General features: G+C 61.2%; 16 protein-coding genes. 8 read left to right on the top strand and 8 right to left on the bottom strand.

Annotated features, from left to right (window positions below; translation table 11 throughout):
• Positions 1 to 86 precede the first annotated feature (86 nt).
• A complete protein-coding gene (locus tag WMO64_RS06280; RefSeq protein ID WP_349231397.1) occupies positions 87 to 1,376 on the bottom strand; it encodes an ABC transporter substrate-binding protein in 1,290 nt (429 codons plus the stop codon).
• Between the two features lie 203 nt (positions 1,377 to 1,579).
• Here WMO64_RS06280 and WMO64_RS06275 point away from each other — a divergent pair, with 203 nt between their 5' ends.
• The 6 genes from WMO64_RS06275 to WMO64_RS06250 all read left to right on the top strand — a co-directional run bounded on the left by WMO64_RS06275 (position 1,580) and on the right by WMO64_RS06250 (position 8,899).
• Entirely contained in the window at positions 1,580 to 3,301 is a 1,722-nt protein-coding gene (locus WMO64_RS06275) for a sensor histidine kinase (protein WP_349231396.1), read from the top strand.
• A gap of 11 nt (positions 3,302 to 3,312) precedes the next feature.
• Positions 3,313 to 3,702, top strand: a complete 390-nt coding sequence (locus tag WMO64_RS06270) for a response regulator (RefSeq protein ID WP_349231395.1) — start codon at positions 3,313 to 3,315, stop codon at positions 3,700 to 3,702.
• A complete protein-coding gene (locus WMO64_RS06265) occupies positions 3,696 to 5,150 on the top strand; it encodes a response regulator transcription factor (RefSeq protein ID WP_349231394.1) in 1,455 nt (484 codons plus the stop codon). The genes WMO64_RS06270 and WMO64_RS06265 overlap by 7 nt, the downstream gene beginning before the upstream one ends.
• A gap of 329 nt (positions 5,151 to 5,479) precedes the next feature.
• Positions 5,480 to 5,872, top strand: a complete 393-nt coding sequence (locus WMO64_RS06260) for a hypothetical protein (protein WP_349231393.1) — start codon at positions 5,480 to 5,482, stop codon at positions 5,870 to 5,872.
• Between the two features lie 14 nt (positions 5,873 to 5,886).
• The gene (locus tag WMO64_RS06255) at positions 5,887 to 7,269 is read left to right on the top strand and encodes an amidohydrolase (protein WP_349231392.1); all 1,383 of its coding nucleotides are present in this window, start codon (positions 5,887 to 5,889) and stop codon (positions 7,267 to 7,269) included.
• 118 nt (positions 7,270 to 7,387) lie between these two features.
• The gene (locus tag WMO64_RS06250) at positions 7,388 to 8,899 is read left to right on the top strand and encodes a PTS transporter subunit IIC (protein WP_349231391.1); all 1,512 of its coding nucleotides are present in this window, start codon (positions 7,388 to 7,390) and stop codon (positions 8,897 to 8,899) included.
• 114 nt (positions 8,900 to 9,013) lie between these two features.
• Here the strand turns inward: WMO64_RS06250 and WMO64_RS06245 are convergent, their stop codons facing one another.
• The 5 genes from WMO64_RS06245 to bilS all read right to left on the bottom strand — a co-directional run bounded on the left by WMO64_RS06245 (position 9,014) and on the right by bilS (position 13,659).
• Positions 9,014 to 9,958 carry a sugar-binding domain-containing protein gene (locus tag WMO64_RS06245; protein ID WP_349231390.1) on the bottom strand — a complete coding sequence of 315 codons (945 nt, stop codon included), beginning with the start codon at positions 9,956 to 9,958 and terminating at the stop codon, positions 9,014 to 9,016.
• 27 nt (positions 9,959 to 9,985) lie between these two features.
• The gene (locus WMO64_RS06240) at positions 9,986 to 10,915 is read right to left on the bottom strand and encodes a sugar-binding transcriptional regulator (protein ID WP_294518009.1); all 930 of its coding nucleotides are present in this window, start codon (positions 10,913 to 10,915) and stop codon (positions 9,986 to 9,988) included.
• 286 nt (positions 10,916 to 11,201) lie between these two features.
• Positions 11,202 to 11,402: a hypothetical protein gene (locus WMO64_RS06235; protein ID WP_294518007.1), complete on the bottom strand. Its 201-nt coding sequence runs from the start codon at positions 11,400 to 11,402 to the stop codon at positions 11,202 to 11,204.
• Positions 11,403 to 11,845: 443 nt separating this feature from the next.
• Positions 11,846 to 12,994: a D-alanyl-D-alanine carboxypeptidase family protein gene (locus tag WMO64_RS06230; RefSeq protein ID WP_349231389.1), complete on the bottom strand. Its 1,149-nt coding sequence runs from the start codon at positions 12,992 to 12,994 to the stop codon at positions 11,846 to 11,848.
• Positions 12,995 to 13,140: 146 nt separating this feature from the next.
• Positions 13,141 to 13,659, bottom strand: coding sequence for a flavodoxin family protein BilS (bilS, locus tag WMO64_RS06225; RefSeq protein ID WP_349231388.1), 519 nt, complete (start codon positions 13,657 to 13,659; stop codon positions 13,141 to 13,143).
• 168 nt (positions 13,660 to 13,827) lie between these two features.
• Here bilS and WMO64_RS06220 point away from each other — a divergent pair, with 168 nt between their 5' ends.
• Complete coding sequence (locus WMO64_RS06220; protein WP_294518001.1) at positions 13,828 to 14,190, top strand: hypothetical protein; 363 nt, start codon at positions 13,828 to 13,830, stop codon at positions 14,188 to 14,190.
• A gap of 67 nt (positions 14,191 to 14,257) precedes the next feature.
• Here the strand turns inward: WMO64_RS06220 and WMO64_RS06215 are convergent, their stop codons facing one another.
• Positions 14,258 to 18,049, bottom strand: coding sequence for a M14 family metallopeptidase (locus WMO64_RS06215; RefSeq protein WP_349231387.1), 3,792 nt, complete (start codon positions 18,047 to 18,049; stop codon positions 14,258 to 14,260).
• Between the two features lie 285 nt (positions 18,050 to 18,334).
• A complete protein-coding gene (locus WMO64_RS06210; protein ID WP_294517996.1) occupies positions 18,335 to 18,637 on the bottom strand; it encodes a Dabb family protein in 303 nt (100 codons plus the stop codon).
• A 248-nt stretch (positions 18,638 to 18,885) separates the two neighbouring features.
• On the opposite strand from WMO64_RS06210, the gene WMO64_RS06205 reads away from it, so the two are divergent.
• Entirely contained in the window at positions 18,886 to 19,317 is a 432-nt protein-coding gene (locus WMO64_RS06205) for a hypothetical protein (protein WP_349231386.1), read from the top strand.
• Positions 19,318 to 19,369: the final 52 nt, after the last annotated feature.

Here is a 19,369-nt window from a genome sequence, read left to right as displayed (position 1 = left end):
TTCAACATGACGTCCTCCTTTGCTGTGCGCGCCAGTTTAAAACAGACGGGCCTGCAGGGGCAGGCCCGTCCGGCAGGGGGATTGGATTATCCGGCGTATTTGTCGTTGAACGACTGCTCCATGATCTTGCCGGCATTCTCCACGGCGCCGGAGGTCTGGGCCAGGATCTCGGCGCCGGTGGAGCACATCACGTCCCACAGGCCGCTGGGCAGATACTCGCGGTCAAAGTAGGGGAAGGTCTTCACGTCCTTGTACTTCTCCAGATACACGCCGATGTCGCCCAGCTCCACGGTCACATCGTTGAGGCCGGCGGCGTTGCCGGCGGCTTCGGCGATCTTGGCGCACACTTCAGGACGGGCCAGGTACTCCAGCAGCTCCTGGGCCGCCTCGGGATAGGCGGTGTCCTTCCACACGCCCACGGCGATGTCCTCGCCGGCGATGAGGGTGGGATCATCGTCAGGGCTGTTGGAGGGGATGGGCATCATGCCCAGGTTGGCGTCGGCGTTGATGCCGTAGGCGTCCACCATGGAGGAGGGGCCGTAGAAGCAGAAGGCGGTGGTGCCGGTGGCCAGGGCCTCCATGTCGCTGTTGTAGTCGGCGGTGAGTACGTCGGGGTTGAAGTAGCCGGCCACGGTCCAGTCGGACATCATCTGGGCGATCTCAGTCCACACGGCGCTGTCAAAGGTGCCGCTCTTGAGCTCCTCGGCCTTGCTGTTGTTCTCGTCGGTCACGTAGAAGGAGGGGGCCACCCAGTCAAAGAACTGGCCGATGGTCCAGGTATCCTTGCCGCCGATGTGCATGGGGGAGATGCCGGCGGCCTTGATGGTCGCGCAGGCGGCGGCAAAGTCGTCCCAGGTCTTCAGGCTGTCAGGGTCGATGTTGCAGCTGTCCAGCACGTCCACGTTGTAGATGATGCCGGCGATCTCCATGTCCACGGGCAGGACGAACATCTGGCCCTCGGAGTTGGTGATGACCGACTTGATCTGATCGGAGATGCGGGAGGCAAACGGCATGTCGTTGACCGGCATCAGGTACTCGCTGTACCGGGCCACAGACCAGCCGTGGGTGGTGAACACGTCGGGCAGCTCGTTGGAGGACATCTTGGTCTTCATCAGCTCCTCGTAGCTGCTGCCGGGGGCGGAGAACTCCACGGTGTAGCCGGTCTCGGCCTCAAAGTCCTTGATGGCGCTCTCCAGCGCGGAGGCCTTTTCGCCCACCACGTTGGTCATGAAGGTGAGCTGGACCTTTTCGCCGGAGCCGGAATCGCCGCCGGTCTGGGAGCCGCTGGGAGAGACGGTGGGTTCGCCGCTGCTGCAGCCGGCGAGAAGGGAGACGGAAAGCGCGGCGGAGAGTGCAAGAGCGAGTGCCTTTTTCATGTTTATGTACTCCTTTCCATGTCCAAACTGGTTTCGGACTTCATGCTTTGATTATAAAAGCCTTCCGGCGGCCTGTATATGTAGCAAATCTATAATCCAGGTACGTTTTTGTGCACTCACCATCAAAACCATTGTATTTCACTTAAATGAGTTGTTATAATTGCACCAGAAATTCCGGACAACAGCGGTCAGGAGGAATCGCCATGAATATGGGGTACAGCTTTCGCAACATCTCTCTGCGCCACTTTATCATCAGCTCCATGCTGCCCATTCTGGCGCTGTTCTGCGCGCTGTCGTTCTACTACAACTGGAAGGCCCTTGAGTTCAACAAGGATGTGTACGCCGGAGCCCTGGACGCCGGGGCCAGCGCGCTCAACATGTCCTTCGCGGAGCTGGAGCAGATCTCCTTTACGCCCTACCTGTACACCGACATCTCCCGCATGATGACCTACATGAAAAACGGATATCTGGAAGCGGGGGTGGAGCCGCCCGATTATCTGAACCTGGCCCAGCTGGAGACAAATTACACCCTGCTCTTTACCAAGCTGCTCCACGCCTCGGCACAGGATGTGCGCTCCATCCGCTTTTACCCCTTCGGCCAGGGCCGGGGCGCCTGCTACTCCATCAACCGGGATACCGCCGGGCTCTCCCACACCCAGGTGAGCTGGCAGACCGTTGACACCCTCTACTCCTATACGGTGCCCTACGGCAGCAAGGCGGTCTTCCTCGGCCTGGACGGCGCACAGGACACCGGGGGCTCCTTTTTGCTGCTGCGCACCATAAAGGATTACGACTCGGGAAAAGAGCTGGGCATCCTGGAGATTGAGGCCGGTACTTCCCGGATCTATGACAGCCTGGACCGCATTAACATTACACAAAATTCCGGTCTTCTCCTTACCGATCAGACCGGAACCGTCGTCTACAGCGCCGGCAGCGCCACGCCCGACCTGCTGGCCCAGGCCGCCGGGAGCAGCGCCTATGTGGTCCAGGACTGCACCCTGGAGCGGGCTGGCTGGCAGCTGTCCCTCATTCTCTCGGTGGATGACTTCAGAGTGTCCACCGCGGAGTCCGTGGCCATCATCTTCGTGGTGGCCGCGCTGGCCTTTGTGGCCGGTTTCGTGCTCTACCGGTTCCAGTCCGCCAGCGCAGTGGTGTCCATTGACTCCATCCTGTACGCCATCCGCCAGCTCCAGGACGGCAACCTGAACTACACCTGTAAGGTGGCGGGGAACCAGGACTTCCAGGCCATTGCCGACGCCCTCAACCAGACCGGCCAGAAGCTGGACGCCCTGATCCACACCGAGGCGGAGGCCAGGGCCAGCCAGAGCCGCGCGGAGTACCTGGCCCTCCAGTCCCAGATCAACCCCCACTTCCTCTATAACGTGCTCAACGGCTTCATCGCCCTCAACCGCATGGGGGAGCGGCAGCTGCTGGAGTCCAGCATACTCCATCTCACCAAACTCTTCCGGTATATCTGCAACAACGACGACACCACCACCGTGGCCCGGGAGTACGACTTTGCCGTCCAGTACCTGGAGCTCCAGAAGCTCCGCTTCGGCGACCAGATCACCTATACCGTCATGGTGGACCCCGCCGTGGCGGACATTCGGATCCCCAAGCTGGTGGTCCAGCCCTTTGTGGAGAACTGTATCGTCCACGGCATGGAGGCCGACGACACCCCCATTGAGATCATCCTCCACTCCATGCTCCGGCGGGAGGAGAACGGCGGACAGACGCTGATTCTGGAGATCGTGGACACCGGCGTGGGCTATGACACCGCCTCCACGCCCCCTGGCGTGGGGCTGACCAACGTGATGCAGCGCCTGAGCATTTTCCATGAGCGCTCCCATTACGAGATCCGCAGCACCCCGGGCAAGGGGACCACTGTCCGCATTCTGCTGGAAATGAACCGGGAAACCACATAAGGAGTTTTGAGATGGATATATTACTGGTGGACGACGAGCGCCTGGTGCGCATATGTACCCAGTCCATGCTGGAGGAGCTTCTGACAGGGACGGACGTCTCCTATCATCACGCCGGGGGCGCGGCTCAGGCCAGAGCCTGGATCGCCGAGCATGGCGCGCCCAGTCTGGGCTTTGTGGACTATAAGATGCCCAAATGCAGCGGGATAGAGTTTCTGCTCCAGGTCCATCCCCTCTGCCCGGAGACGGTATGGGTCTTCCTCAGCGGATACGATGTCTCCGCTGAGGCGGGGCCGCTGCGGCGCTGCGGCGTGCGGTACATTCTGGCCAAGCCGGTCAGCCTGGAGGACCTGGAGCGGATCCTGCGGGAGAGCGGATTTGAAAAGGAGATGAGAAGATGCTGATCCTGATTGCCGATGACGACCGGCTGGCCCGCTATTCCCTCAAGAGCATGCTGCACGACCTGGACGACGGCACGTTTATGATCTTTGAGGCCACCAACGGAAAGACGCTGGTGGAGCAGTGCCGACGCCTCCACCCGGACGTGGCCTTCGTGGACATCAGCATGCCCCATATGGACGGCCTGACCGCCATCGAGCAGTGCAGGCAGTGCTCGATGGACACCCAGTTTGTGGTTGTCAGCGGACACTCCGAGTTTGACTACGCCAAGAAGAGCATCACGCTCCAGGTGGCCGACTACCTGGTCAAGCCGGCGGAGCCCCAACAGCTGGCGGCCCTGCTGGAGCGGCTCTCCCAGCGCCTGTCCCGCACCCGGCGGAACCTGAATATGGATTTTCAGGTCAAGGTACTGGAAAACTGCCTGCTGTGGGAGGAGATCGGCTACTGCAAGCTGGCCGACCCCTGTGCCGGGCAGCAGGGCGCCTACTGCGCCTTTGCCTTTTTCCTGGACACCCGCCCGGGCAAGGCCAACTACGCCAAGGCCTATCTGGCCATGCAGGAGAGCCTGAACGCCGTGATCCGGGAGTGCGCGGACCAGCGGCTCCGGGCCGTCCTGCGGGACTCCAGGCAGGCCTGCTTCGAGCTTATCATCCACTGCGGCGACAAGGCGTTCCCCGGCCTGTGCAGCCGGGTGGAGCGGCTGTGCCGCGCCCTGGAGTACGAGGACGCGGCGGTGACCTGCCTGTGTACCAAGGGCGTTGACCTGTGGCAGCTGTTCAAAAACACTACGGATGCGGAGGAGATGGATTACCTGCGCTTCGGGCTTCCGGCGGGCAAGCTCTGCTTTCCGGCCGAACTGCCCTTTACGCCCCAGGAGCATGAGCTGCTCTCGGCGGCCAACACGCTGGTCACCGCCTTTCAGGATGCAGACGAGGCCCTCTATCTGAAGGCCCTGGGGCAGATGAAGGCCGTCTCCCTCCACGCGCCCTTCAGCCTGGATACGGGCAGGCTCACCGCCCTGCTGAGCCTGTGCCTCAACGGGTCCTTCTCCTGGACCACGCTCCCGGCGCTGTGCCGTCAGCTGGCCGTCCACAAGAAGCAGCTCTACCTGGAGGCCGGCGCCAGCCGCACGGATAAGATGACATACGCCATGGACTATATTGCCAAGCACTATATGCAGGACATCAGCGTGGCCCAGCTGGCGTCCCGCCTGGAGATGACCCCCAACTACTTCAGCAAGCTCTTCCACGAGCGCACCGGACAGACCTTCTCCTCCTATCTGACCGCCCAGCGGGTCAACCAGGCCAAACGTATCCTGCTCACCCGGCAGGATGTGCTGGTCAAGGACGTGGCCATGATGGTGGGCTACTTCAGCTCCCGCCACTTTGCGGATGTGTTCAAGAAAATGACCGGCCTCTCGCCCAGTGAATTCCGGGAACAGGGGCACACATAGGCTGTAAAAACTGAGGAGTTGGGCGGGCAGCCGTGGAACAGGGGGAGGGACTACGCGCTGCGCCGCGGGAAAAAAGAAATACATGGGCTCCCTTTGAGGAGCGGCCTGAAGAGCCGAATGGCTCGGGTAAGCCATGTCGTCGCGGACGCGGTATCGTCTGCGGCGACATTTTTTTGCAGGAAGCGACCCGGCCTGGCGGAGCCAACGCGCTTTTTGAGTCAGGTGGAGACGGTGTGGCACACATGTGAAACATTATAAAATTCTAACATTTGTTTTTCGAGTTCTTTTTATAGGATTGTGTAAAACGCACAAAAAACGTTGAGGAGTGGGTGGCGGGTTGTTATACACTTTTGATCATGCCGCCCAGAGACGCCAGAGGTGATTCCGAAGGCAGATGGCAGCCGCCGCGCATCACCGCAAAGGAGGGCTGGCAGGAAATTTACGGCTGGATGCGGGTCGTATATATCGCATTTGTTGCGTTCACGCTGGGCTACAACATCCACGGTGTGCTTACCCTGCCTGCAGAGATCAAGATCGCCTCCTGGTTTGGCATGAGCCATATCGCGATGCCTACGGCGGTGTATTTCCTGGGCAGCTTCGGCCTCCTCCTGTATTTTATTTACCGAGACCTGATCCGGCGGTCGCTGTCGAGATACAGGCTGTTTATGCCGTTTGCTGTTACATTTTTGAATGTCTCTGTCATAACGCAGCTGATATCATGACAGGAGGGAAAAAGATGGGCTGGATCCAGCAGGTACAAGCGGCGATCGAGCGGAACCGCCCCTTGATTTTGGATGCAGAGCGCTATCTGTGGGACCATCCGGAGACTGGATACCATGAGTGGAAGGCCCATGCCTACCTGAAAGAAAAAATGGAAGCCATGGGCTATCGGGTAGAGGAAGCGGGAGAGATTCCCGGCTTCTATGCGGAGCTGGATCTGGGGAAAGCCGGGCCGTGCATCGCAGTTCTGGGCGAGATGGATGCTCTGACCTGTCCGGAACATCCCTGCGCCAACCCTGAGACAGGCGCGGTGCACGCCTGCGGACATCACACCCAGTGCGCGGCCCTTCTGGGTGTCGCGGCCGCGCTCCGGGAGCCCGGTGTGACAGACGGCCTGTGCGGAAAGATCAGACTGATGGCGGTGCCCGCGGAGGAGATCATCGAGCTGGAGTTCCGCGAGAGCCTTGTGCGGCAGGGCGTGGTGCACTACCTCCAGGGGAAGCCGGAGTTTATCTACCGCGGCTACTTTGACGGTGTGGACATGGCCATGCTGATTCACGCCGGCAAACAGGCGAAAGGCACCCATCTGAAGGTACGAAACGGTCCCACATGCGGCTGTATTGTAAAAAAGATGACCTTTATCGGCAAAGCGGCCCATGCGGGGGCACGGCCCCAGGAGGGGATCAACGCCCTCTATGCGGCCACCGCAGCCATTACGGCGGCGAACGCTATCCGGGAGCGGTTCCCCGACGATGAGCACATCCGCTTTCATCCCATCATCACGGAAGGCGGAGACGCCATCAACGTGATCCCCGACCGGGTGGTGGTGGAGAGCTATCTGCGGGGCGCCCGGGTCGCGCCCATGGAGGCCTTCAACCGGGCCATCAACAATGCGTTCGCCGGAGCCGCCGCGGCCTTTGGCGCACGGCTTGAGATTACAGACTGGCCGGGGGCCCTCCCCATGAGAAATGAGCCGGCGCTCCGGCAGGTGGCAAAGGAGGCCATGGAACTGCTGGAGGGACCGGGCACCTGCCTTCTGAGCACAGAGGCGTGGAGTCCCGGCGGGACGGACATGGGCAATCTGAGCGCACTGATGCCGGTGGTTCAGCCCAGCTCCAGCGGCGTACAGGGCGCGGGACACAGCAAAGACTTTATGATCGCAGACCCTGAACTCACCTGCGTTGTGCCGGCGGCCTGCCTGACGACCATGATCCACCTGCTGCTCCAGGATGGGGCAGAGAGAGCCACGGCGATCAAAGCGGAATATCAGCCTGTTTTCCCCGATACTGCGGCGTATTTTGCGGCGCTGGACGCCCTCTCCGTCAAGGGCGAGGCGGTCCGCTACGAGGAGGACGGCAGCATCGTCATTCACTGCGCTTCAGAGAAGAAGCGGACATAGCATCCGGGTACAGACCAGACAACCGGCAGATAAAAGCGGCGGAATGGACAACCATTTCCTGACGAATACGTTACAACGGAAGCAGCAAAGGTCAAAATAAAATGTGAGGTGAAATAGTGTGGAGATCTTCCTGAGCATCGTTGACTGGATTTGGACCAACATCTTCTCCTCGGCGGCCCTGTTTATGGGCCTGTTGATCATGATCGGACAGCTGTGCGCACGGAAAGCCGTGCTGGACAGCGTCTGCTCCGGTGTCAAGGGCTATATCGGATACCTGGTATTCAATGTGGCCACAAGCGGTTTCAGTACAACCTTCCGCCCGATCCTCAATGGACTGAGAGCCCTTTTCGGCGTTACCCTTACGGTAAACGACTCGTATTACGGCCTGTCCGCCCAGAAACAGGCGTTTGCCGATGCGGGCGGCAACGACGGCCTTCAGGGCCCCATCCTGGTGGTGGCACTGGCGATCATGATCGTCTTTGTGCTGCTGCGCCGGGTCACAAAGATCCGCTCCTTCCCCATTCAGGGCCATCTGCTGACCAACACCTCTCTCGGCATCCTCCTGATCATCTATCTCATCATGCCGGATGCCAACAACATCACACTGATCGTGGTCTGCGGCGTTATCATGGCGCTGCGCCTCATCGTACCCACCAATTTCTCGGTGGAACCGGCACAGGATCTCACAGACGGAGTTGGCATGGTGGTAGGCCATGCACAGATGTTTGCCGACCGGATCGCATGGGAGGTCGGCAAAAAGATAGAAAAGAACAGCATCAAGAAGACCGGCAAGAAGCCCAAGCGCCTGGACGACCTGCGGCTGCCCGGCTGGCTGCGCATCTTTGACGACGTGTACGTGTCCTGCTTCCTGGTGATGTTCATCTTCTTCGGCATCATCATGGCCATCATCGGCAAGGAAGCCATGATGGAGATCGACAGCAGCCTGAGCGCGGGGAGCAGCTTCCTGATGTACATCTTCGGCACTGCTGCAAAGTTCCCCCTGTACCTGGTCATCCTGTTCTCCGGCCTGCGGATGTTCGTGGCTGAGATCACCGACGCCTTCAGCGGTCTGACTCAGGGCGTCCTGAAGGGCATCCTGCCTGGCATCGACGTGGCGGCCTTCTATGGCTACTGCGGCAACCCCAACATCATTACGGCCGGCTTCCTGTGGGGCACCATCGTGATGATTATCATGACCATCCTGGGCGTGGTCCTCAACGCCCCCGTGATCGTGATGATGGGCTTCACCCAGATGATGTTCGACAACGCCTCCGCCGGTATGTTCGGCCACCACAGAGGCGGCATCAAGGGCCTGATTTTCGGCGCCAGTCTGACCGGTGTGGTGGATGTGGTGTTCGGCGGACTGTGTGCCTGGGTCTACGGTCTGGCGCAGACGGTCCAGGGCGTGGCCGCTCCCTTCGACCAGTCCATCATGATGTCCACCGTGGGCCTGGGAATCAAGTACCTGGGCATTGCGGGACTGGTGATCTGGTGCGTGGTAATGATCGCGCTGCCCCAGATCCAGTACTACTGCTGTAAGGACAAGGAGGCCTACTGGCTGGCCGCTACCGACTGGGAAGAGTATAAGCGGCGCATGCTGGACACGGAAGAGACCAACGCAAGCCATTGATTGGAAAAGAAAAGCCCGATTTTATCTGCCGGCGTTTTTCGTATGAGCGCCTTTTATAGGAGAATACAGCGGCGCGGGGCTTCAAAGCTACAGCTTTGAAGCCCCGCGCTGTCGTTATGTCATCTGTTCCAGTTCCAGCAGATTCAGCACCTTGATGGCCAGATTGGAGTCCATAAAGTAGACGTTGGCAAGGCCGCTCTTCAGCAGCGCCAACAGAGGGAGGGCCTTATAGCCGCCGCTGGCAATGCAGATTCTGGTTTTAATTTCACGCAGCGTTTTTTCGCTGGGAGAGATCATTCTGCTGTAGAGCGGGGTATCCACCACCTGACCATTTTGGCCGAGAAAAAGCCCGCCCATACAGCCCACAGCGCCGCTGGCCTCCAGCCGCTGGTACTCCAGAGGGTCCAGATGATAGGCCCAGGGCTCCAGGGTGGAGACGCTGCTGCAGTGAATGCTCACGCCCTGCTGGGCCTGAAAGATATCCCGCACAGTCCCGCTCTCCACCAACTGATTCCTCAGTTCGCTGGTCTCCAGGATGCAGGGCAGGGCAAAACACTGCGCTCTGCAGCTGTAGAGATCGGCCAGCTTTCTAATCAGGGTCATCTCTTCAAACCGGGGCTCACGCTGTTCCAGCAGACCGGAGAGCTGACGCATCACCATGCCGGGATAGGACTGGCGGGGCCTGAGATGCTGCACGAGCTTGTACATGGTCTTCCCGCGGGAGACGCTGAAAACCGCTTTGTTGGAGATGATCCCGTCAATATAGTCGGCAGCGGCCTCACAAGTGCTGTCATATGCGTCGGTCAGGCTCTTGCCTTTGCAGTTTATGACAAAAATATTGCTGTTTTGGAAGTGGTCCCGCAACTTTCCCTCCGCCTCTACGTGCCAGGACTCCGGGTAGTTGACGATTACCTCAATGATGCCCCGCTCCTGCGCCTCTGTGATGAGCCGAAAGACCTTGGTACGGGATATATTGTTTGCGTCCGCAATTTCCTGCTGCGTCATCTTGTTCACATAGTAGCTGACCGCAATATTATAGAGAAGGCGTTCATCTTCCATGGTATCCTCCTGCCCTGCGGGGCGGCGTTATCTCTGTTCCAGCTTTTTTACCCGTTCCGCCAGCATGGAGTCAGTGATCAAGGTATGTACCAGGCCGGTGCGCAGCAGGCCGAGCAGCGCCTGGGCTTTGTAAAGACCTGTGGAGACACAGATCAACTGCTTCGCCTGCTCCAATATCTTTCGCGGAGGAGCAATGAAACGGCTGTTCAGAGGTGTGTCGATAAACTCCCCCATCTGGTTATAGAAGTTGCCCTGAATGCTGCCCACAATGCCCAGATCGCCCAGCATCTTGTATTCGTCCTCGCTGAGCCAGCGCTTCCACTGTTCCAGTGTGAGTAGGCTGGAACAGATCACCGTGATCTGTTCTGCCATCTCCACCGCCGGGTAATTGATGGGGAGATTCAGCACAGCGTCCCGCAGTTGGGGACTGTCGAAGATATAGGGCAGCATCATGCAGTAGTACTCACAGTGGAAGGCGTCGCCGATTCTGCGGACAAAATCCGTCTGCTCCAGATAGGGATCTTCCATCCCCAGTAGGCCCTCTGTCTGCACCACCTTCATCCCTGGAAGGGGACGGTGAGGGGAGAGGTTCTGTACGATGCTGTACATGGTCCGCCCGCGGGATACGTTGAGCACGGTGTCATTGGTGAGCTGTGTGGCCAGATAATCCGCCGCACTCCTGCATATCTCGGAAAAAATCTCATTCCCAACGCAGTAACGACCCTCTACAATGATGGCGTCGTGCAGGTTGAAGTGCTGAAAGAAGTAATTTTTCAGATTGATAGGCTGGTAGACCATGGGCCGGACTTCAAATCGCACATAGCCTTTTTCCTCGGCCTCGGTCAGCAGGTGGGAGATCCGGGAGCGGGAGAAGAAAAGCTGCTTTGCAATTTTTTCCTGTGTCATCCCAAGACCGTAATACATGTGTGCGATTTTAAGCAGCAGATCTTCTTCCATGGGGGCCTCCGTAATTGCCGTAAGATTCCCGGTACAGCCGACTTTGTGGTGTGGACATAGAAAACAAAAGCCGAAATTTCAACTTCTGTGACATACAGATTCAACAATAGATGTCTACGCTTTAAAAATTATTTTACATTAAAAAACAGGGGAATGCAAGGTGGTTCATACCGGCCTCTGCCGCTGAGAGAATGACCTGGCCGTCTGCGGGCGGAAATGGTGCTCAGCTGCGGGCAGAGCGGACAGAACCAGCCGGGAGTCCTCCCCCCTTGAAACCGCCGCGCCGCTATCTCACATCAGCCCAGGCCGCGTCGAAAGAGATGGAGATCATCTTCTGATCCCGCTGTACGCAGTAGATGGGCAGCTGGCGGGTGGTGGCGGATGCGCCCACCACGGCGGGATGGTTGACCACATAGAACATGGCGGCCGCCGCCAGCACGCAGGCAAAGGCGGCCAGTATTTTGCGCCGGACCAGAAACAGCTTCATTACAATACCTCCTACAGTTTCTTGTGGTATCTATATATGAGCGGAACAGGGGCGGCATGTCGGCGGAAGCAGGCGGGCGCATGAGGGAGCGCGTTCAGGGCGCCCGGGAGGACCGGGCGCTCGCTCCGGCGGCGGGAGACAAAAAACACGGAAGCGGCCGGACCGGGAGGTCCGGGCGCTTCCGCATAATCAGAGAAGGCTGTGCGCTGAATCACAGGCCAAAGGAGGGGCGCCGGAAAAGGGCGGGAGAGGGACCGCACCGCTCCGGCATGAGATGGGGGAAACAGAATGTCTGCACAGCGGATCTTTCGTTAGCTTAAGCTAACCATCCGTTGGGAAAAGACTACCACATCAATGGGAATATGTCAAGGTTTTTTGCGAAAAAAGAGATCCGCGCCGGGCTTTTGCCCGGCGCGGACGGAAAACAGCAGCATGAGGATGTTTTACCCGGCCATAAACAGCCGGTCCAGGAAGCGCAGGAAGATGCCGGGCACTGTGAGCCGCGCCACCGCCCGCTCCGCCACGATGGGGATGGTCTGGAGGACCTGGCCGTCCACGGTCACCACCATCTCGCCCAGTTTCTGGCCGGCCTCCACCGGGGCTTCCACGTTTTCGCACAGGTTGATCTGGGAGCTCACGCTGTTGAGCTGGGCCTTGTCCACCAGAATGCGGCTGGACGCCGACAGCACCGGCTGGACGCAGTCCTCCTCGCCCAGGAGCACGTCGATGGGGGGCAGAGCCTGGTCGGGGTAGACGTCCATCAGGGTGTAGTTGGCAAAGCCGTAGTCCAGCAGGGCCCGGGCGGTGTCAAACCGCTCCTGGGAGGTGGGGGACTTGAGCACCACCGCGATGAGCTCCATACCGCCCCGCTCCGCCGTGGCCGAGAGGCAGTAGAGGGCGGAGTCGGTGGAGCCGGTCTTCAGGCCGGTGGCGCCGTCATAGAAGCGGATCAGCTTGTTGGTGTTGGTGAGCTGAAAGGCGCCGTCCCGCAGGGTGTCCATCCAGATGGTGGTGTACTCCCGGATGGAGGAATGGTTGAGGATCAGTTCCCGGCTCATGAGGGCGATGTCATAGGCAGAGGTCAGGTGCCCGGCGGCAGGCAGGCCGGTGCAGTTGACAAAGGTGGTGTCCGCCATACCCAACTCCGCCGCCCGCTGGTTCATCAGGGCCACAAACCCCTCCTCACTGCCCGCCACCAGCTCGGCCAGGGCCACGGCGCCGTCGTTGGCGGACACCACGGCCACCGCCTTCAGCAGGTCGTGGACCGTCATCTGCTCCCCTTCCTTCAGCCAGATCTGGCTGCCGCCCATGGACACCGCATGGGCCGACATGGTCACCGTCTGGTCCAGGGAGATGCGGCCGCTGTCAATGGCCTCCATCACCAGCAGCAGGGTCATGATCTTGGTGACGCTGGCGGGCTCCAGCTTGTCGTGGGAATTCTGTTCGTAGAGAATGGTGCCGGTCTCCTTTTCCATCAGCACCGCCGCGCCGCAGCTGACGGTAGGCGCGCCGGACGCCGCCCGGGCCCCGGGGACGGGAAGCGCCAGAAGGGCGGCCAGGGCCGCCGCAAGGAGCTTTTTTCTGTGGTTCATATGGCAGTTCCTCCGTGGTTGATTTCTAACACAGAGGATATGGAATTGTGCCCGGTTCTATACAGCGCAGAGAAATTTTGATGGGCGGACAAAAAAGAAAAAAGCGCGCTCCGGACGGCCAGTCCGGAGCGCGGAGGAGAGAGGGCTCAGCCCTGGGCCTTGGCGGCCATCTCGCCGGCAAAGGCAGCCGCGGAAGCCAGGTCGGCCTGGTCGGGGTGGGGGAGGGCGCGGTCGAAGTTGGCCAGAAAGCTGGCCGCCTTGGAGTCGCCCGGGTTCTGGGCGGCCATGGCCTCATACCGGGTCCGGACGGCGGCGGGCATCTTCCCCTGGCACATCCAGCCCCCCAGCACCGTGTTTCCGGCGGGAAGCAGCGCCCGGGTCCGCTGAAGAATGGCCTCAAAATAGGCCTCGCTGCCGCCGAAGCCGGCGGTGCCAAAGAGGGCCACCTGCTTGCCCGCCAATTGGGCCATCAGCTTCTGCATGTCCGGGGGACAGACCCCCTTGTCCGTCCAGAAGCCCAGGAACAGCACCTCCTCCTGGGGGACGGCGGTGTCCGGCCCCACGGCCTCCAGCCGGGCCTGGCCGGCGGGGAGCGCGGCGTAGACGGCACGGGCCACCTGCTCGGTGTTGCCGGTACCGCTGGAATACAAAACTGCGTAACGCATGGGCACACATCCTTTCGGGAGATCAAAGCGGAAGGAACAAACCGGAGTGTATCCGGTGGGATGATCATATCACGACTTCCCGCCCTTGTCGAGGGACAGGCGGGATGTTATAATAAGGTCTGCTATCAAAATGGGCGGCCGCCGATGGGCCGTAAGGAGGAGAGCGGGATGGAAGGGATGTTTCTGCCGGTGCTGTCTCACTTTCAGAATGAAAATATCTGGATCTCCAGCGACGGCAAGCTGCGCTATCAGGTGACCCCCGCCACTGTGACCGGTGAGGACGGCCAGGAGGAACAGATCCTGGTCGCCGAGACCTGGGAGGGTCCCTGGAGCCGGGAGTTTTCGGCCATTGAGGGGATAGAGGAGTTCCCCATGACCGACGATGGGATTGAGGAGCTGCGGGTCTGGCTGATTCTGGAGAGCGAGAAAATGAATGAGCGGCCGGACAAGAGCCTGGCGGAGAATCTGGCCCGCCGGGAGGCGGTCGTCCGCGCCAGGGAGGAAGCCCGGGCCGAAGGGGAGAAGGACTGACCCGCCAGCCATAAAACCATAAAAAACCGCGCCTGTCACTGGACAGGCGCGGTTTTTGTTATGGGGTTCAGGCCTCGGCGGAGGCGAAGAGGGAGGCGGCCCGGAGGACCAGGGCGGCCAGCTCAGCCCGGGTGGCAGTGGCCTTGGGGGAGAGGGTGTCGCCCTTGCCGGTGCCGTTGACCAGGCCGGTCTCCACGGCCCAGGCCATGGCGTCGGCGGCGTAGCCGGAGACGGCAGCCGCGTCGGTGTAGGCGCTCAGGTCAGCCTTACCGGTCACGTCCAGCCCCAGAGAGGCGGCGTAGTTGTACAGCATGACCACGGCCTGCTCACGGGTGAGAGCGGCGGTGGGGTAGAAGGAGCCGTTGCTGCCCTGGACCACGCCGGCAGAGGCGGCCCAGTTGACCGCGTCGGCGTACCAGACGCCGTCTGCCACGTCGGTGAAGCCGGCGGAGGTAGCCTCGGGGGAGCCGGCCAGCCGGTACAGGACCATGGCCAGCGCGCTGCGGTCAGTGGTGCTCAGGGGGAGGAAGGCACCCTTGCCGTTGCCCTGGAGCAGGTCCTGGGCGGTGGCGCTGCCCACGGCCTCGGAGAACCAGTCGCCGGTGTTCACGTCGGTGTACTTGGCGGCGGCCAGGGCCTTGGCGTTGTCGCCGCTGTCAGCGCTGCCGGTGCAGATGTCGCCCAGCAGGCTGGAGAAGGCGGTGTTGCTGATGAAGTTGAACTCGTCCCGCTGGTGGACCTTGTTGGTCAGGGTGTTGGCGAAGAGGACCAGGTTCAGGCCGTTGCCGTGGTACTCAATGGCCTGGATGGAGTCGTCCAGGAAGTCGGCATAGTGGTCGCCGGTGCTGGGCAGGAAGCCCTCCAGCAGCTCCTTGGAGCCGTCCAGCTGCACCAGTACCTGGGCGCCCTCGGGGATGGAGGAGAAGTAGCCGGCGCCGTAGCCGTAGAGCACGTCGTCACCCTCGGCCACATAGCTGGCGGTCACCAGGCTGTCGGTGGGATAGGTCACATAGGCCAGAGCGTCCATGGCGGAGCGGTCCACGGTCTCCCGGACCAGGGAGCCGTCGGCGAAGAGGGTCACGGCGGAGCGCATGGCGTTGGAGCCGTAGCCGATGTAGGGGGTGCCGGACTTGACGGCGGCCAGGGCCTGGTCGTCCAGAGCGGCGGCGCCGATGATCAGGTCGGCCTCAGCGGCGTTGTCGGTGACGGTGAAGCCCAGCAGCTCCATGGACTGGCGGTCGTAGTTGTACTGGGCGGCGCCGCTGACCAGGGTGCTCTTGACAAAGCCGGTGCTGTTGTCGGCGGGCTTGCCGGAGATGTAGATCACAGGGGCCTTGGTGATGGTCAGGGACAGGGGAGCCTCGGCGGCGGTGACGCCCTTGCCGGTGAGCAGGTAGGTCTGGGAGACGGACTGCCAGTCGGCGTAGTCGCACAGGAAGGAGCCCTTGTCCTCGCCGGTGAGGATCATGGCCACGGTCTTGCCCGCCCGGAGCAGATCGTTGACGGCGGAGGTGGAGTCCTCGGAGGCGTTGGACAGGATGACCTTCTCGCCGGTGACGCCGGTGAAGGAGGAGGACACATCCCAGTCGTCGGTCACGGAGCAGGCGGCGGCGATGGTCTCGTAGGCAGCGGGCTCGGCACAGGTGACCATGTCAAAGCCGCGGGTGTAGTTGAAAGCGGTGATGCCCTCGGAGTAGAGGACGGGCCACTCGGTGATGACGGTGCCGTCATACAGCACGCCGTTGGCCACGCTGCGCTTGGCCTGGTACATGGAGATCACCGCGGTGCCGGCGGGATACTCCACGCCGTCGTAGGTGAAGGCCTTGTCGGCGGTCATGACGGTGACGCCGTTGCGCGCCAGGTAGGTGAGCATGTCGTCGGCGGCCTGGAGATTGCTCTGGTTGGCGCCGTCCAGGGGGATGATGTAGCACTCGGGGTAGAAGTTGCCGTTCTGGCCCTCGCCGTCGTACTCGGGACGGAACAGGTCGGCCTCGGCGCCCTCCTCGTCGTACTGGTTGCAGAGCCACTGGCCAACCAGGTCGTAGGCGTCGGAATTGGCGTTGGTCACGCCGCGCTCAAAGATCTTGGTCTGGCAGAGCAGGTAGCTCTCCTTGTTCTGGGCGATGTAGTCGCTCTGGCCCAGCTGGCCGTAGGACAGGGCGGTGACCATGTAGTCGTCGTAGGCGGGGACCTCAACGGTGTAGGCCACGGTGCCGTGGAGCATGGCGTACTGGGGGGTGTAGCTGGTGGACATGTCGTCCCAGGGATCGTACCACTGGGTCTGGTAGCTGCCGTCGGCGTTGACCTCGCCGGTGTAGCTCAGGTAGTCGCGCTGGGGGGTCACATAGCTGTTGTGGCCGTCGTTGTTGGCCACGGCGGCAATGCCCAGGGCCTCGCCGCCGGTCATCAGGTGCTCGGCCAGCAGGTCGTACTCAAAGTTGGGCTCGTGAGGGGGATCGCAGGGCTCGCACTGGAAGGCCTCCACACGGCCGTGGAACTCGGCAAAGCTGACGGGGTTCCACTCCGCGATGAGGGCGGTCATGTTCTGGGTCTCGGCCTGGGTCTGGAAGGAGTTGTCCCGGTTCAGGTCAAAGCCGCCGGAGGAGGTACGGGTCAGATAGGTACGGCCCTCCACGTTCTCCTCGGGCACCAGGATGAAGAACACGTCGCTGAGGAGGTCGTCCACATTGACGGTCTCGGTCTCGATGGTGTAGTACTTCTCCAGGTCCACAACGGTGGACACGTCGGCGGTGGTGCCGTCGGCGTTCTTGCCCTTGATGTAGCCCAGGTAGGTGGCGGTGTCGGCCACCAGGTCGGGCACGGCCACGGAGCCGGCCTCGCCCTCGGGGCCCATCTGGGCGGCCAGCTCGGCCTCGCCCTCGGCGGTGAAGCCGGTGAGCTTGTCGTAGTCGATGGTGCCGTCGCCGGCGGCGGCGTTGAGGAGCATCCAGGCAAAGGCGGTGACGCCGTCGCTGGCGGCCACCTCATTGGCGTGGACGTTGGAGTACATCACGGGCACCTGGTAATCGCCCAGGGTGCCGTTCTCGATCTTGGCGATGAGGGCGGTGGGGTCGCTCTCGGCCTCCGCCTTGATCTCCTGCCACTTCTCCACCGCGGCCTTGTCCTTGGCCACGATGAGGTAGGGCATATCCAGGCTGGCCATGCCGTTGTCGCCCTGGCTCATGCCCATGGAGAACTTCTCCACGTACAGGTCGGTGTTCTCGGCGGCAAAGGCCACCATCTCGTCGATCTCCTCATAGATCTCGCTCATGGTGTGGAACTGGTCGTAGGGGGCCACCTTCACGCCCACGGCGCCCAGGGTCTCGCCATCGGCCTGCGCGGTCAGGTTGAAGTAACCGCACACATCCATGTAGTAGCCGCCATTGACGTGAGGCACGCTGAAGTCGTCCAGGAAGTAGCAGGTGTTGGCAAAGGTCAGGGTCACGTACACCTGGCCGTCAACCTCCTCGGCGGAGGAGACCAGGTCGGTGAAGAAGGGGGTCTCCCCGTCCTTGCACATCCAGGTGTCCAGGGCGCCGCCCTCGGTCTGGTTGGGGAACAGGGTGTCGTCCAGGTAGTCCTTGGTCTCGTCGGGCACCAGGGACCACACCGCGTCAGCGGCGGCGGCCTGGGCCTGAGCCAGGGTCATGTCGACGGGGAGCATGACCTTGAAGGTCCGCTCGGCGGTGAGGGAGATGGCGTTCTCTCCGCCGTCCTCCGTGGTGTTGACAAAGCTGGCGGCGGGGGCGGCGGTGTCCGTCTCCGCGGCAGCGGCGGGCAGAGAGACCAGCGACAGGCACAGGGCCAGCGCCAGAATCAGAGACAGCCACTTTTTGGGCGTGTGGGTACTGCTTTTCATTTGCTTCACCTTTCCTTCTCTCAAATCGCGGGCACACAGAATAAAAATACGGAATACTCACAACTTGATGAATAAATATGAATGAATAATACCACCGCAGAAGAAAAGTGTCAACTGTCCAAATGGTAAAAAATGCACAAAATAAAAGGGCGAAAACCGGAGTATTCTGGCGAAAAGAGTGACGCGCAGGGGCGGGTACAGGGAGGGACGGGAAAATAAGACCCTGGAAATGGCAATAAAGAAGCGCCCCGAAGGAGAATCGGGGCGCTTTTCGTGCTGGAATATTCAGAAAGTGAAGTCCACAGCCACCCGCTGCTCGATCACCTTTTTGATGTAGTCCACAACCTTCAGATGCTCGGGGTGGTTGGCGTAGACGGAGAGGGTGTCGGTGTTGGCGGTCTCCACGATGAGGGCCAGGTCGAAGTTGCCCTGGATGGAGCCGATGTCGATGCCCACCTCCATGTGCTTCACCTCGGGGATGACCCCCACCAGGGCCAGCAGGCGGTCCCGGACCAGAGCGCAGTTCTCGGCCCGGGACTTGCCCTCGGCCTGGTCCTTGAACTTCCATACGACAATATGCTTGAGCATGGGAATAACCTCCTTTGCAGCGTTACCGGAGCGGACAGCCGGGCAGGCAGCCAAAAATCCGGGGAGAAAACCCGCCGCGTTTCCACCAGAATGACCGTTGCGCCGGGCGCCTCATTTATATTATAATGCGTACGGCGCGGCGGAGCAAGCCCGGAAGGGGCGGGATCTCCGCCGCTTACTGGAAAAATGCGGGGCTGGGGGAGATACCGCCCGGACCTGCGGCCTTTCCTAGGAAAGAAGGAAAAAGCATGGAATATCGGATGAATCGGAGCCTGAGCACATCCTACCGGCTGGCAGGGGTGGTGTTCCTGGTGGCGGCGGTGCTGCTGTGGGTGTGCAGCGGGCTGGAGCTGATGGGGGACGACAGTCTGCGGCTTCTGTGCCGCATCGGCGCCGTGGTGGTGGCGGTGCTGGCGGTGGTTTCCCTGCTGCGCCCCGCCCGGGCCTGCGTCCGGCTGGAGGACGACGATACCCTCCGCTGCTGCGACGGCTACGGACCGGCCAAGCGGGTCGCCACCGGCGACATCGCCCGGGTGGACCTGCTGGGCGGACGCCGGATGGCCCTCTACCTCAAGAACGGAAAGCGGATCAATCTGGAATTCCTCTTTGAGGGACGGGAGATCTTCCTGGCCGAGCTGCGGTCCAGGGGCATCCCGGTGGAGAGCCCGGCGCAGCGATAACAAGTGGCTTTTAAAGTAAAGTATGGAGCGCCGCGCCCCTCAGGGGGCGCGG

Source organism: Pseudoflavonifractor intestinihominis (assembly GCF_040096055.1).
In the GTDB taxonomy this organism is placed as follows: domain Bacteria; phylum Bacillota; class Clostridia; order Oscillospirales; family Oscillospiraceae; genus Pseudoflavonifractor; species Pseudoflavonifractor intestinihominis.
Note: the sequence above shows the minus strand (reverse complement) of the source record. Positions and strands in the feature narration are given on the sequence as shown.

Bases quoted from the DNA above. Each gene is read 5' to 3' on its own strand.
- WMO64_RS06280 (WP_349231397.1), bottom strand. From the start codon at position 1,376: ATGAAAAAGGCACTCGCTCTTGCACTCTCCGCCGCGCTTTCCGTCTCC.
- WMO64_RS06275 (WP_349231396.1), top strand. From the start codon at position 1,580: ATGAATATGGGGTACAGCTTTCGCAACATCTCTCTGCGCCACTTTATC.
- WMO64_RS06270 (WP_349231395.1), top strand. From the start codon at position 3,313: ATGGATATATTACTGGTGGACGACGAGCGCCTGGTGCGCATATGTACC.
- WMO64_RS06265 (WP_349231394.1), top strand. From the start codon at position 3,696: ATGCTGATCCTGATTGCCGATGACGACCGGCTGGCCCGCTATTCCCTC.
- WMO64_RS06255 (WP_349231392.1), top strand. From the start codon at position 5,887: ATGGGCTGGATCCAGCAGGTACAAGCGGCGATCGAGCGGAACCGCCCC.
- WMO64_RS06245 (WP_349231390.1), bottom strand. From the start codon at position 9,958: ATGGAAGATGAACGCCTTCTCTATAATATTGCGGTCAGCTACTATGTG.
- WMO64_RS06240 (WP_294518009.1), bottom strand. From the start codon at position 10,915: ATGGAAGAAGATCTGCTGCTTAAAATCGCACACATGTATTACGGTCTT.
- WMO64_RS06235 (WP_294518007.1), bottom strand. From the start codon at position 11,402: ATGAAGCTGTTTCTGGTCCGGCGCAAAATACTGGCCGCCTTTGCCTGC.
- WMO64_RS06230 (WP_349231389.1), bottom strand. From the start codon at position 12,994: ATGAACCACAGAAAAAAGCTCCTTGCGGCGGCCCTGGCCGCCCTTCTG.
- bilS (WP_349231388.1), bottom strand. From the start codon at position 13,659: ATGCGTTACGCAGTTTTGTATTCCAGCGGTACCGGCAACACCGAGCAG.
- WMO64_RS06220 (WP_294518001.1), top strand. From the start codon at position 13,828: ATGGAAGGGATGTTTCTGCCGGTGCTGTCTCACTTTCAGAATGAAAAT.
- WMO64_RS06215 (WP_349231387.1), bottom strand. From the start codon at position 18,049: ATGAAAAGCAGTACCCACACGCCCAAAAAGTGGCTGTCTCTGATTCTG.
- WMO64_RS06210 (WP_294517996.1), bottom strand. From the start codon at position 18,637: ATGCTCAAGCATATTGTCGTATGGAAGTTCAAGGACCAGGCCGAGGGC.
- WMO64_RS06205 (WP_349231386.1), top strand. From the start codon at position 18,886: ATGGAATATCGGATGAATCGGAGCCTGAGCACATCCTACCGGCTGGCA.